At 70.4% G+C, this 13,902-nt stretch carries 10 protein-coding genes; 7 read left to right on the top strand and 3 right to left on the bottom strand.

The window, feature by feature from the left end; all coding sequences use genetic code 11:
• Nucleotides 1-225 precede the first annotated feature (225 nt).
• Nucleotides 226-2,601 carry a beta-N-acetylglucosaminidase domain-containing protein gene (locus ACIBB8_RS08685; protein ID WP_398949827.1) on the top strand — a complete coding sequence of 792 codons (2,376 nt, stop codon included), beginning with the start codon at nt 226-228 and terminating at the stop codon, nt 2,599-2,601.
• A 446-nt stretch (nt 2,602-3,047) separates the two neighbouring features.
• Here the strand turns inward: ACIBB8_RS08685 and ACIBB8_RS08680 are convergent, their stop codons facing one another.
• Together ACIBB8_RS08680 and ACIBB8_RS08675 are read right to left on the bottom strand one after the other, a co-directional pair.
• Nucleotides 3,048-5,270 (bottom strand): NADP-dependent isocitrate dehydrogenase, encoded by a 2,223-nt coding sequence (locus ACIBB8_RS08680; protein WP_398949824.1) that lies wholly within the window; start codon nt 5,268-5,270, stop codon nt 3,048-3,050.
• A 181-nt stretch (nt 5,271-5,451) separates the two neighbouring features.
• Entirely contained in the window at nt 5,452-6,999 is a 1,548-nt protein-coding gene (locus tag ACIBB8_RS08675) for an esterase (protein WP_398949822.1), read from the bottom strand.
• A gap of 702 nt (nt 7,000-7,701) precedes the next feature.
• Between ACIBB8_RS08675 and ACIBB8_RS08670 the strand changes: the two genes are divergently transcribed.
• The 3 genes from ACIBB8_RS08670 to ACIBB8_RS08660 all read left to right on the top strand — a co-directional run bounded on the left by ACIBB8_RS08670 (nt 7,702) and on the right by ACIBB8_RS08660 (nt 10,648).
• Nucleotides 7,702-8,097, top strand: a complete 396-nt coding sequence (locus ACIBB8_RS08670; RefSeq protein ID WP_398949820.1) for a hypothetical protein — start codon at nt 7,702-7,704, stop codon at nt 8,095-8,097.
• Between the two features lie 137 nt (nt 8,098-8,234).
• On the top strand, nt 8,235-9,371 hold the full coding sequence (locus ACIBB8_RS08665; RefSeq protein ID WP_398949818.1) for a PLP-dependent cysteine synthase family protein: 1,137 nt from the start codon (nt 8,235-8,237) through the stop codon (nt 9,369-9,371).
• Nucleotides 9,368-10,648, top strand: coding sequence for an MFS transporter (locus ACIBB8_RS08660; RefSeq protein ID WP_398949816.1), 1,281 nt, complete (start codon nt 9,368-9,370; stop codon nt 10,646-10,648). Before ACIBB8_RS08665 ends, ACIBB8_RS08660 begins: the two co-directional genes overlap by 4 nt.
• 77 nt (nt 10,649-10,725) lie before the next feature.
• Here the strand turns inward: ACIBB8_RS08660 and ACIBB8_RS08655 are convergent, their stop codons facing one another.
• Nucleotides 10,726-11,085 (bottom strand): ArsR/SmtB family transcription factor, encoded by a 360-nt coding sequence (locus ACIBB8_RS08655; protein WP_398949814.1) that lies wholly within the window; start codon nt 11,083-11,085, stop codon nt 10,726-10,728.
• 17 nt (nt 11,086-11,102) lie between these two features.
• Between ACIBB8_RS08655 and ACIBB8_RS08650 the strand changes: the two genes are divergently transcribed.
• From ACIBB8_RS08650 to ACIBB8_RS08640, 3 genes are all read left to right on the top strand, one after another.
• Nucleotides 11,103-12,251 (top strand): cation diffusion facilitator family transporter, encoded by a 1,149-nt coding sequence (locus ACIBB8_RS08650; RefSeq protein ID WP_398949812.1) that lies wholly within the window; start codon nt 11,103-11,105, stop codon nt 12,249-12,251.
• Between the two features lie 154 nt (nt 12,252-12,405).
• Complete coding sequence (locus ACIBB8_RS08645) at nt 12,406-12,843, top strand: hypothetical protein (RefSeq protein WP_398949810.1); 438 nt, start codon at nt 12,406-12,408, stop codon at nt 12,841-12,843.
• A 101-nt stretch (nt 12,844-12,944) separates the two neighbouring features.
• Nucleotides 12,945-13,871, top strand: coding sequence for a hypothetical protein (locus ACIBB8_RS08640; protein WP_398949808.1), 927 nt, complete (start codon nt 12,945-12,947; stop codon nt 13,869-13,871).
• Nucleotides 13,872-13,902 lie beyond the last annotated feature (31 nt).

Here is a 13,902-nt window from a genome sequence, read left to right as displayed (position 1 = left end):
CCCGCATGCCACGACCGACCTGCGGTTGATCACAGAGCTCTCCCCTTCATCATGTTTGCCTTGGACTCCGTGGTTGGCTCCAGCGAAACGTAGCGACTCTAGTGGTCTAATCCAATAGGTCGGACCTGTTGACAGTGAACTGAGTTTCAGCAGTAACCTTTTGTGGCCGTCGCGGTCTAGACCAACTTGGAGATCTTCATGGCAAGACGCAGGATCGCCGCAGGAATGTTCGCAATAGCAAGCGCCATGGTGCTCGGGGTGCTGCCGCAGGCCGCCAGCGCCCAGCCGCTTCCGGACGCGGCCTCGGCCGACGCCGGCCCCCTGCCGCCGGTTTCCCCCACCCCGCAGTCCATCTCCCGCGCCGGACGCGACGCGACCGTAACGGGCCGGGTGCTCGTGGTCGCGGACGACCACACGGACGCGGCCGCCCGTGACCGGCTGATCCGCGAACTGAAGAAGCACGGCGTCGCGCGCGTCGATGTCGTCGCCCCCGGCGAAGTCCCCTCGGGAGCAGCAGGTTTGCTCACCATCAGGCTTGGATCCGCCGAACGCCCGGACATCGCAAGCGCGCTGGGTGACACCGCCGTCGCCCACCACGCCGAGGGTTACGCCCTGCGTGTGTCGGGACAGGCCCCGCGCCAGCAGGTCGCCCTCGGAGGCACGGACGCGACGGGCCAGTTCTACGCGGTGCAGACGCTGCGCCAGCTCTTCCAACGCCAGGGCGATGACTGGCAGGTGGCGGGCGCACAGATCAGTGACTTCCCGTCGATGCCGCTGCGCGGCACGATCGAGGGCTTCTACGGTCAGCCCTGGACGCATGCCGAGCGGCTGGACCAGATGGACTTCTACGGCGACGTCAAGGCCAACACCTACATCTACGCGCCCAAGGACGACCCCTACCACCGCGACAGGTGGCGCGAACTCTATCCCACCGACAAACTCGCCGAACTGGGCGAGCTGGTGAACCGGGCCACCGCGAACCACGTCCGCTTCACGTTCGCGGTCTCACCCGGCGGATCGATCTGCTACTCCAACTCCGACGACCGCAAGGCCCTCAAGGCCAAGCTCCAGGCCCTCTACGATCTGGGCACCCGGTCCTTCTCCATCCCGCTGGACGACATCAGCTACACCAGGTGGAACTGCGCGGCCGACCAGGCGACGTACGGCCAGCCGGGACGCACCGCGGCCGCGAAGGCCCAGGTCGACCTGCTCAACGACCTCCAGCAGAACTTCATCGCCACTCACGAGGGCGCCCGCCCGCTGCAGATGGTGCCGACCGAGTACGGCGACCTGACCGACACCAGCTACAAGCAGACGATGCGGGCCACCCTGGACCCGGCCGTCGTCGTCATGTGGACCGGTACCGACGTTGTACCGCCCGCGATCACCAACGAGCAGGCCGACGGTGCCTCGAAGCTCTTCGGCCGCAAGGTCTTCGTCTGGGACAACTACCCGGTCAACGACTACGGCAACACCAGCGGCCGACTGCTGCTCGCCCCGTACGACAAGCGCGAGGCGGGCCTGTCCAGCCACCTCTCCGGCATCGTTGCCAACCCGATGAACCAGCCGTACGCCAGCAAGGTCGCGGTCTTCGGCGCCGCGGACTTCACCTGGAACGACAAGGCGTACGACGCGAAGGCGAGCTGGGCGCGCGCCATGGCCTACCTCGCGGGCGGTGACCGCCGGGCCACCGACGCGCTGCTCGTCTTCGCCGACCTGGAACACCTGGCCCCGACCTTCGGCACCACCCCCTGGCAGTCCCAGGCACCCGAACTCGCCGGCCGGGTAGCCGAGTTCTGGAAGGCATGGGACGCGGGCGACCGGACCAGTTCTGTCAAGGCGCTGCGAACCTACGCGAGCGAAATCGAGGACGCCCCCGCCGCCATCCGCGCCGGATCGGTGGAGCAGGGCTTCGCCGCCGATGCCAAGCCCTGGCTGGACGCCACCCAGCTGTGGGGCATGTCGATGGGGAAGACACTGGACGCGCTCGCGGCCCGGCAGGCCGGTGACAAGGAGAAGGCCGAGGCGCTGCTCGCCGACTCCGAGGCTCTGCAGAAGCAGGCCCGGGCCGTACGGGTCGATCCGGCGCGCAACACCTGGGGCAAGGCCCAGCCCAAGGTCGGCGACGGGGTACTCGACTCCTTCCTCATCCAGGCGGACATCCGGCTTCAGCTGTGGGATGCCGCGGGCGGCTCGGAGAACCTCGCACTGAAGGGCACGGCGAGCGCATCCAGCGTCGAGCAGAACCTCGACCGGCTCTCGGCCCGGTACGTCAACGACGGTCAGCTCGGCACCCGTTGGGCATCCGGCTACAGCGACAACGAGTGGGTCCAGGTGAAGCTCGCCGCCCCCGCCAAGGTCGCAGCGGTAACCCTCGCCTGGGAGGGCGCCTGCGCGACGGAGTACCAGATCCAGACCTCCCTGGACGGGACGAACTGGAGCGAGGCAGCCACCCAGAACCCCGACAGCTGCGGCAATGACGTAATCAAGATCAACTCCAGCAGTGCGGTGCAGTATGTCCGAATGCAGGGCGTCAAGCGGAAGACGACCTGGGGCTACTCGGTCTACGAGATGGGCATCTACGGATCGCCCGCGGTGTGATCCGGCGGTAGCCGCCAAGGCGTAGTCAAGAGGCAGGAGGGCGGTCCGCCCGATGCGGACCGCCCTCCTGTGTACCTCGTGATCCGCCGCCGGCGCCGCGGTGTGCGCGGCAGGGGCGGCGGCCGGTCCGGCCTTCATCCGGCTGTGCCGCGCGGAACTCCCGCGCTGACCCGGGCCCGTACGCCCCTGATGGCGATTCTCGAAAACGGCATCCCGGCCGCCGGTTCGATGACCTGTTCAACCTCGTGCACGACCCGTCGGCGCTGCTGGTGGCGTTCGTCCGGGTGCAATCCCGGCACCGCGTTCCGGGCCTGCTCAGCGAACCCCGGTCTGTCGGGGACTGCAGGATCGTTCCACCCGGAAGCATGTGGGACCGCCCCGGCCGCACGTGCGACCGGGGCGGAACGGTCACCGCGAGCTGCGCGGCGACCGGGAACTGCTGTGGGCTAGCCCAGCGAAGCGATGGCCTCGTTGAACGTCGCCGACGGGCGCATGGCGGCCGACGCCTTGGCGACGTCCGGACGGTAGTAGCCGCCGATGTCGACCGGCGAGCCCTGCACCGCGATGAGCTCGTCGACGATCGTCTGCTCCTGCTCGGTCAGCGTCTTGGCGAGACCGGCGAACGCCTCCGCGAGCTGCGCGTCGGCGGTCTGCTTCGCCAGCTCCTGGGCCCAGTACATCGCCAGGTAGAAGTGGCTGCCGCGGTTGTCGATGCCACCCAGCTTGCGGCTCGGCGACTTGTCCTCGTTGAGGAAGGTGCCGGTGGCGCGGTCGAGGGTGTCGGCGAGCACCTGGGCGCGCGCGTTGCCCGTCGTCTGCGCCAGGTGCTCGAAGCTGACCGCGAGCGCGAGGAACTCACCCAGGCTGTCCCAGCGCAGGTAGTTCTCCTTGACCAGCTGCTGGACGTGCTTGGGAGCGGAGCCACCGGCGCCGGTCTCGAACAGGCCGCCGCCGTTCATCAGCGGGACGACCGAGAGCATCTTGGCGCTCGTGCCGAGCTCCAGGATCGGGAACAGGTCGGTCAGGTAGTCACGCAGCACGTTGCCGGTGACCGAGATGGTGTCCTCGCCCCGGCGGATGCGCTCCAGTGAGAACGCGGTCGCCTCGACCGGCGACAGGATCTTGATCTGCAGACCCTCGGTGTCGTGGTCGGCGAGGTACGTCCTGACCTTGGCGATGAGCGTCGCGTCGTGCGCGCGGCCCTCGTCCAGCCAGAACACGGCCGGGGTGCCGGTCGCGCGGGCCCGGGTGACGGCGAGCTTGACCCAGTCCTGGATCGGCAGGTCCTTGGTCTGGCACATGCGGAAGATGTCACCGGCGGCGACCGTCTGCTCCAGCACCACGTTGCCGGAACCGTCGACGACGCGGACCGTGCCCGGGGCGGCGATCTCGAAGGTCTTGTCGTGGCTGCCGTACTCCTCGGCCTTCTGCGCCATCAGACCGACGTTCGGCACCGAACCCATTGTCGACGGGTCGAACGCACCGTGCGCCCGGCAGTCGTCGATGACGGCCTGGTAGACGCCCGAGTAGCTGCTGTCCGGCAGGACGGCCAGGGTGTCGGCCTCCTTGCCGTCCGGGCCCCACATGTGACCGGAGGTACGGATCATGGCCGGCATGGACGCGTCGACGATGACATCGCTCGGCACGTGCAGGTTGGTGATGCCGCGATCGGAGTCGACCATCGCCAGGGCAGGACCCTCGGCGAGCTCGGCCTCGAAGGAGGCCTTGATCTCGGCGCCAAGGTGCGGCACGCCGTCCAGGCCGTTCAGGATCGTGCCGAGACCGTCGTTCGGCGACAGGCCGGCGGCGATCAGTGCCTGGCCGTACTTCTCGAACGTCTTCGGGAAGAAGGCGCGCACCACGTGGCCGAAGACGATCGGGTCGGAGACCTTCATCATCGTGGCCTTCAGGTGCACGGAGAAGAGCACACCCTCGGCCTTGGCGCGGGCGATCTGCGCCTTGAGGAACTCGTGCAGGGCCGCTGCCCGCATCACGGACGCGTCGACGACCTCGCCCGCGAGCACGGGTACCGACTCGCGCAGGACGGTGGTGGTGCCGTCGTCACCGGCGAGCTCGATCCGCAGGGAGCCGGGCTCGGCGATGACGGCGGACTTCTCGGTGGAGCGGAAGTCGTCGGCGTTCATCGTCGCGACGTTCGTCTTCGAGTCGGCCGTCCAGGCGCCCATGCGGTGCGGGTGCGTCTTGGCGTAGTTCTTCACCGACGCGGGGGCACGGCGGTCGGAGTTGCCCTCGCGCAGGACCGGGTTGACCGCGCTGCCCTTGATCTTGTCGTAGCGCGCGCGGACGTCCTTCTCCTCGTCCGTCTGCGGGTCGTCCGGGTAGTCCGGCAGCGCGTAGCCCTGCTGCTGCAGCTCGGCGATGGCCGCCTTCATCTGCGGGATCGACGCCGAGATGTTCGGCAGCTTGATGATGTTGGCGCTGGGCGTCTTGGCCAGCTCGCCGAGCTCGGCGAGAGCGTCATCGATGCGCTGGTTCTCGTCGAGGTGCTCCGGGAAGGTGGCAATGATCCGCCCCGCCAGGGAGATGTCGCGGTTCTCCACGGTGACCCCGGCCGTCGAGGCGTACGCCTCGATCACAGGCAAGAACGAATACGTCGCCAGGGCCGGGGCCTCGTCGGTGTGCGTATAGATGATGGTCGAGTCAGTCACCGGGTGCTCCGCTCCACGTCTGCAACATTGCTTGATATCAAGATATCCCGTGACCGCCATCTGTTCGACAGGGCCCTGCCGACCTGGCGGCGGTCCGTGGAGATCATCTGTGGGCGGATCCGGGCGGTGGCCCTGGCGGTCGGAGCGGATGCGGGCGGGACGAGCTCCCGCCCGCGTCATGTCAGTCGTCGATCGCCGCCCCGTACAGCGCGTCCAGGGACGGACCGCCGAAAGCTCTCGCCCCGTAGTTCCACGAGCCGGAGGTCGTCAAGCCGCCGGCGCCCGCGGAGAAGACCCAGACGTAGCCGTCGTTCGTGTTCTCACCGGGCGCCGAGACGAGCAGACCGAAGCGTCCGTCGTCGTTGGGGTCGGTGAAGGAGACCTGGCCGCCGAACTTGTCGCCCTTCTCCACCGTGCCCGGGACCTTCACGGTGCCCTGCGTCACCGACAGCGCTCCGGTGGCGGTCAGCCCCCGGGCCGAGCCGCGCAGCACGGTGAAGGCACCCGCGTCCGTGACTCTGCCGACGTCCTCGCCGGAGATGCCGATCGCCAGGTCCGCGAATCCGTCCTTGTTCGTGTCGCCGATGGAGAGGTCGGTGCCGAAGCCGTCGCCCCGCTCGTTCGATCCCGGTACGCCGGAAGAGTTCTGGGTCCACCAGACGGGCGGGGTGCCGGGGCCCTCCCGGCCCGCGGGGCCGGCCGCGCTGCCGTAGTAGACGCCGACCATACCGCCGGTCATGCTCGCGCCGCCGTCGTCCGGGCTGTGCGGCTCGCCGGTGGCCAGGTCGTCGTATCCGTCGCCGTTGATGTCGCCGGAGGCGACGACCGGGCCGCCGCGTACCGCGGTGACCGGCAGCGGCTCGTCATGGGAGGCGGTGCCGGGGAGGATGTACGACCAGCCGTGCCCCGGCTCGCCGCCGACGCTGGTGCCGGAGACGACCAGGTCGGCGTAGCCGTTGTTGTCGTAGTCGCCGGTCGTCATCGACGTGGGCCGGATGCCCGGCGCCTCGGCGGCGGACCCGGTGCGTGCCTTCTTCGACGGCGAGGAGAGCGTCGTACGCGACTTCTGTACGGGCTGCCGCGCCTGCGGGCCGGCACTCTTCGTGCTGGGCTCGGTGGCTGGTTCGAACTGGTACATGGTCAGTCCGACCGAGTCCATGACCGCCAGCAGATCGCCCGGGGTGGTGTCGGAGAACCGGGCCGCGGCGAGCGAGGCGCCGAACTTGCCGCCTGCGGTGGGCTTTTCGGCCTGCAGCCAGTTGCTCACCGACCCGCTGAGCCCCTTCGGCGTGCCCCACAGGACGACGACGCCACCCGCGTTGGAGACGCTACCGATGTCCTCGCCAGGGATGCCGACGACCGCGTCGTCGTAGCCGTCGCCGTCCAGGTCGCCGGTGGCCAGGGTCTTGCCGAAACCGTCGCCGGCCTCGGCGGCGCCGGCCACACCCGAGGTGTTCTGGCTGAAGGCCCTGGCGTTGGAGGTGCCCATGCCCTTGGGCCCGCCGTACTGCACGGTGACCATGCCCGCGCCCTTGTGCCCGCCGACGGCCGCACCGGGAGCACCGACGAGCACATCGTCGTAGCCGTCGCCGTTGAAGTCGGTGTTGCGGTCGTTGGCGTGGGTGCCGCCGGGAGTCCCGGCGTACGCGGACGGGGCGGCGGCGATGGCCGCCCCCGTCACGAGAAGAAACGATGCCGCGGCAACGGCGGCCGAGCGGTGCTTGCGCATGAGCGGCTCCTTGGCTCACGAAGGGCCGGGCTTGCTCGGGGGGCGCGGGGGGTATCCGGAAAGGGCCCGTTCCTTGTCCGTCGTCGTGTTTGACAGCACATGGGGCACAAGGGTTGTACGCAGAATGTGCCCTGATTTCCGAAGAAGATCCCGACGCCGCCGTCCGGGGGCGCGTGTTCGCGGTGACCGTGAGTACCGCGTCTCGTGTCGGCCCCAGGTTGCCGCCCGCAGTTCGGGGGCGGTCGGGGTAATGGCCCTCTGGCCGGTGCGGTCCCAGGATGCGGGTGTGGGGCGTCAGCGTGAGGATCGGAGTACGGGCGGTGGCCCGGTGGCGTCCCCGGCTATGAGACCGGTTCTCCCTTCCGGCGCTTCCTGGACCGCCCCCGGCCCAGCGGCCGGGGGTGTGGGTCTCCCGGGCGGCCGGCCGACGTGGGGATCGCAGGCGGGGCGGCGCTTGCTCGTGTGTTGGCCTCCGGCTGTTAGCGGGTTTCGTCGGGGGCCTTGTTCGCGGGGGTGTCCGACGCTTCTGGTGCGATGAGCCCCGGTGTCGGTGGCGCGATCGACGATGCTGCCGTGGGGCCGACCGGCGCTTTTCAGAGGTGCCGGGGCATGCCCGCCGAAGGAAGGGGGAACGGGGTGTTGGCGAAGCCGAAAAGTGACTATCGGTGAGGGATCGACTACTTTGAGGTAATGATCCCGGGGATGAGCAGCAAGGCGGTGGGGCACCCGGTGCGGGCAGCGTTGTTGTTCGCCCTGCTCCTGCTGGTCGGCTGTCATCTCGTTGGTGCTCTGCACGGGCCGGGGTTCGCCACTCTGTCCACGCACGCGGCCGTCGACGGCTGTTCGCACGCCGTGGCGGAGCACAGCGTGGACCGGGCGCCCGGCCACGGTGGCGGCCACGCGGACGTGGTCGACCACGCCGTGGACCGGGTTCGTACCCCTGTGGACCGCGCCATCACCGATCCCGGTGACATGGCGCCTCTCACGTACACGCCCCGCTCGGTGTCAGGCCCGTCCGATCGCGAGGGTCCGGAACCCTTGAGGGGCGGTACCGGCGGCCAGGCGACTCTGACCCGGCTCTGCGTCCTGCGGCGGTAGGCCGCGCCCGCACGCCTTCTCTTCGTGCCCGTGCCCGCGCGGGCACGGGTGGGGCCGGAGGCGTGCTCGCGTGCCCGTGACCCGTCTGCCCCGCACACCCCGCTTGTTCCGGTGTGCACCAAGGAGCGTTACCGACCATGCACGTCCCCCTGCTCGAAAACTTCTGCCCGAACTCACTCGCCCCCGCGCCGCAGGTCGCCCGCGGCGCCCACCAGTTGGTGGGCAACACCCCGGTCCTGTGGGTGGGTGAGCCTTTCGCGCCTGCCGGACGGGGCTTCTTCGCCAAACTGGAGGGAGCCAACCCCGGAGGCATCAAGGACCGGCCCGGCCTGCACATGGTCCGGGAAGCCCGTCGCCGTGGCGTTCTCCAGCCCGGAGCCCCGATCATCGAGTCCTCCAGCGGCACCCTCGCGCTCGGCCTGGCCCTGGCCGGTCTGACCCACGACCACCCGGTCACCGTTGTCACCGACCCCGGCATGGAACCGGCGATGCTGCGCCTTCTCACCACACTGGGCGCCGAGGTGCGGCAGGTGGCCGCCCCGCATCCGGCCGGCGGCTGGCAGCAGGCCCGTCGCGACCAGGTCACCGAGCTGCTCGGCGCGAACCCGGGAGCGTGGTGCCCGGACCAGTACCACAACCCCGACAACGTCGCCGCGTACAGGCCTCTGGCCGCCGAACTGATCGCTCAGCTCGGCCGCATCGACGTACTCGTCGCCTCGGTAGGCACGGGCGGCCACTCAGCAGGGATCAGCGCCGTGCTCCGGGAGAGCCTCCCCGATCTGGCGCTGATCGGCGTCGACGCGACCGGCTCGACGATCTTCGGGCAGCCTGCCGCCGCGCGCCTGATGCGCGGCCTGGGCTCCAGCATCCATCCGGGCAACGTCGACTACCGCGCTTTCACCGAAGTCCACTGGGTCGCCCCCGCCGAGGCGGTCTGGGCCTGCCGTCAACTCGCCCGTCGGCACTACGCCTCGGGCGGCTGGAGCGTCGGCGCGGTCGCCCGGGTCGCCGGATGGGCGGCCCGCACCTGTCCCTCCGGCACCCGCATCGCTGCGATCTTCCCCGACGGACCCCACCGCTACCTGGAAACCATCTACAACGACGCCTGGTGCCAGGAGCACCAGTTGCTCGGCCACCTTCCGCCGGAGGAACCCGACACCATCGACGACCCGGCCGAACACACCGTGCGGCACTGGACGCGGTGCGCCCGCGTGACCGACCCGCTGGATCGCACCGTCCCCGCGGGCATGCGCACCGTGGTGGGTGTCCGGTGAAGCAACTGTGCGCGCGGGTGCGCTCCTTCGACCCCGGTCTCCAGCTGCTGATGTGCAATCAGTTCGGTATCAATCTCGGCTTCTACATGCTGATGCCCTACCTCGCCGACCACCTCGCCCACGGCCTGGGCCTGGCCGCCTGGGCGGTCGGCCTGGTGCTCGGCGTGCGCAACCTCTCCCAGCAAGGGATGTTCTGGCTCGGCGGCACCCTCGCCGACCGGATCGGCTACAAGCCCCTCATCCTGACCGGCTGCGGCCTGCGCACCGGCGCATTCGCCCTGCTGGCCCTCGCCGACACCCTCCCGGTGCTTGTCGTCGCGTCCGCCGCCACCGGGCTCGCCGGGGCCCTGTTCAATCCTGCCGTCCGCGCCTACCTCGCCGCCGGAGCGGGCGAGCGCCGAGTGGAGGCCTTCGCCGCCTTCAACGTCTTCTACCAGGCCGGCATCCTGCTCGGCCCCCTCGTGGGCCTTGCCCTGCTCGCCTGGGACTTCCGCCTCATGTGTACGGTCGCGGCCGCGGTCTTCGCACTGCTTGCCGTCGTCCAGGCCCGCGCCCTGCCCCCGTGCAGTCCGGCCGCCGGCGCCGAGCGCGCGGGCGGGCTGCGCGGTATCGCCGCGGACTGGCGGACCATCGCCACCAACCGGCCCTTTGTCCTGTTCTCCGCCGCGATGGCGGGCTCCTACCTCCTGGCCTTCCAGACCTACCTCGCCCTGCCGCTGCAGGCCCGCACTCTCTTCGGTGACAACAGCGGCACCGCCATGGGCGTGATTTTCGCCGTCTCCGCCCTGACCTCCGTCGCCGGACAACTGCGGCTCACCGCCTGGGCCGGAAAACGCTTCGAAGCCCCCAAAGCCATTGCGACCGGCCTCGTCCTGATGGGTGCAGCCTTCCTGCCTCTGCTGCTCGGCCCCCACCATCGGGCCGGCGGCCTTTCGGCCGGGGGCGGGACGGCCGGTCTGGTGCTGTGCGCGTGCCTGCTGGCCGTCGGCTCGGCGCTGCTGTACCCGTTCGAGATGGACACCCTGGTCCGGCTGTCCGGCGAGCGGCTGGTCGCCACGTACTACGGCGCGTACAGCACCGTCTCCGGGATCGCGGTGGCCGCAGGGAACCTGGGCGTGGGAGCCCTGTTCGACCTCGCCGCCCGCCTCGGCACACCGTGGCTGCCGTGGGCGGTGCTGGCCGCCGTGGGCGGTGGTTGCGCGGCGGCCCTGATCGCACTGCGCCGCACCGGCCATCTCGACCCTGCCACCGCTGTCCCGGCGCCGGCGGTGGCCTGAGAGCCTGTCCGGGTGACCTCTGATCGGGCGATCGAAGGTCACCCGACAGGCTCTGAGCCCTTGGCCGGGCGTGCGCCTCATGCGTGGGGCGCACGCCCGGTCAGCCGGTGATCCGCCAGCTCCAGGGCTTCGGCCACCACACGTCGCAGATGCCCGTCGGGCAGCGTGTAGATCACCCGCCGACCCTCCTTGCGGGTCGTCACCAGCCCGGACATGCGCAACCGGGCGAGATGCTGGCTGACCGCCGGCCGGGCCGCTCCTACGGCCTCCGCCAGTGAGGTGACGTCCGCTTCATTCGCTGCCAGGACATGCAGCAGCGCCAGACGGGTGCGGTCCGCCAGAAGGCCCAGGACCTCGGCCGCGACCAGGAAATGCTCAGTGCCCACGTCTCGCGGCTGCGAACCCTGCGCAGTTGATAGATGCATGCGTGCATTCATACGCACATAATAGACGGGTGGGATCTCCGTCCACCCCGCCGCCCGACGAAAGCGAGCGCGCTGTGAGCCAGCAGCATCACCATGGTCACGACGGCCCGGGTGCCGGGCACGGGCATGACCACGGTCACGAGGACGCGCACGACCACGGGTACCCGCAGAGCCGCGAGCGTGACGGTTCGCGCTGGTCGCGGGTTCGGCACCAGGTCTCCCATGTGATCACGCCGCACAGTCACGAGGTCATGGACAAAGTCGACTCGGCGATGGAGACCTCCAGGGAGGGGATGCGCACCCTGTGGCTGTCCCTGGGCATCCTGGGGGCGACCACGGTGATCCAGGCGGTCGTCGTCGTGGCGTCGGGGTCGGTCGCGCTGCTGGGCGACACCATTCACAACGCCGCCGACGCATTGACCGCCATCCCTCTGGGCATCGCGTTCGTCCTGGGCCGCCGTGCGGCGAACCGCCGTTACACCTACGGTTACGGACGCGCCGAGGACCTGGCCGGCGTCGCCATCGTGCTCACCATCGCCGCATCCTCCGCCCTGGCTGCGTACGAGGCGGTCGACCGGCTCCTCAGGCCACGCGACATCACCCAGCTGTGGGCGGTCGCCGCCGCCGCGGTGGTCGGCTTCATCGGCAACGAATGGGTGGCCCGCTACCGCATCCGCACCGGCCGCACGATCGGCTCCGCCGCCCTCGTCGCCGACGGACTGCACGCCCGCACCGATGGCTTCACCTCGCTCGCCGTCCTCCTCGGCGCCGGCGGCGCGGCACTCGGATGGCGGGCCGCCGACCCGATCGTCGGGCTGCTCATCACCGTGGTCATCCTCATGGTGCTGAGGCAAGCCGCCCGCGAGGTCTACCGGCGGTTGATGGACTCCGTCGACCCCGCCCTGGTCGACACCGCCGAAACCGCTTTGCGGGCCGTGGACGGCATCCGCGACATCGGACAGGTCCGCCTGCGGTGGGTCGGCCACGCGTTGCGCGCGGAGGCCGACATCGTCGTCGACCCGCACCTCACCGTGGTCCAGGCTCACGCCCTGGCCGTCACAGCCGAGCACGCCCTCATCCACGCCGTCCCCCGACTGGTCGGCGCCACCGTGCACACCGACCACACCGCCGAACACGGCGACCCCCACGCCGCCCTCGCCCACCACTGGGCCACCTGACCTCGGCAGCACCTGGGGCGGGCCGGTCGACGACGAACGGTACGCACTCATCGCCCGCATCCGACGGGCCGAGGGGCCCCAGGTACCCGGCCGGGGTATGGTCGTACGGGTCGGCGGCTACAGACGCGCAGCAACGCGGAGCAAAGGAGCGGTAGTGGGCATCGGACCACCGAGCGAGCGGGGCAGTGCCCGGCTCATCGCGGTCTGTGCCGTCCTGCTCGGTCTGTTCCTCATGCACGGCACGCCGGCCACCGCCGCCGAGGGCTGCCACGGTGCGATGCCCTCTGTCACCGCACCCATGCACGACGGCCACGCAGCTCCGACGATGACCTCGGCGGCGCCGCCGACCACCGCACAGAGTGCTCAGGCCGCCCGGGCCGGTGACAGTTCGGGGATGCACGGGGTGCAGTGCGTCTCCACCCCCGCGCACAAGCGGAACCCGCTGCCGACGGCCGGCCTGTACGCCGCCGTCGCACTGTCGGCCGCATGGTTCCCGGCGGGATTGCGGGCGGCCACCGGCTGGACACGGCGGCGCGGGCCGCCGGCCGGTGGGCGGGATCTCCTCATCCAGGTGTGCGTCGCGCGGACGTGACAGGCACCGCGCCGGACCCGGTCACCGACCGGACCGGCCCCGTGTCCTGCCCTTCCCGCGCGCCACCGGCGTGGTGCGCCCACCCGGAAAGACCCCCTCTCATGTTCGCCTCTTCCCGATTCACCATGCGTCGCCGCGCCGTCGCGGCGGCCGGCACCGCCGTGGCCCTCGCGCTGACCCTGGCCGCGTGCGGCTCCTCCGGCGACTCCTCGGCCATGCCCGGCATGAATCACGGCGCGAAGGCCTCGGATTCCCCTTCGCACAGCGCGTCGCCTTCGATGAGTGACATGCCCGGCATGGACCACATGGCCGCCGACAACGGCCTGTCCGACAACAAGGACGGCTACCGCCTCACCCCCCGCGACGCGACCCTGCCCTCCGGCAAGCGGGCCGCGTACCGGTTCACGGTCAATGGCCCGGACGGCAAGCCGGTCACCGACTTCGCCGTCGACCAGACCAAGCGGATGCACTTCTACGCCATCCGCTCGGACCTGACCGGCTTCCAGCACATCCACCCGGTCATGGCCGCCGACGGCACCTGGACCGCCGACCTCACCTCCCTCGCCCCCGGCTCCTGGCGCATGTTCGCCTCCTTCACCCCGGACACCGGCGCAGGGAAGGGCAAGGACTTCGTCCTGAGCCGCAGCGTCACCGTCCCCGGGACGACCACGAAGACCCCGCTGCCCCCAGGGGCCGGCAGCGCCGAGGTCGACGGCTACACCGTCACCGTCAAGGGCGAGCCGATGGCCGGCATGGCGCACCCGCTGACCGTCACCGTGTCCAAGGACGGCGAACCGGTCACCGATCTCCAGCCCTACCTGGAGACCTACGCCCATCTGACCGCCTTCCACGAGGGCGACGCCGCATTCGCCCACCTTCACCCGACCACCAAGGTGAACGGTGACCACGGTGGCCCCGACCTGGCTTTCCACGCCGAACTGCCCACCTCGGGCAACTGGCGGCTGTTCCTGCAGTTCCGGACCGACGGCAAACTCCACACCGCTGCCCTGACCCTGCCCGTGGGCTGAACCCGGAGGGGCGCCGCCCGTGCGGACGCTG

The organism is Streptomyces sp. NPDC051286, assembly GCF_044455345.1.
Taxonomy (GTDB): domain Bacteria; phylum Actinomycetota; class Actinomycetes; order Streptomycetales; family Streptomycetaceae; genus Streptomyces.
Note: the sequence above shows the minus strand (reverse complement) of the source record. Positions and strands in the feature narration are given on the sequence as shown.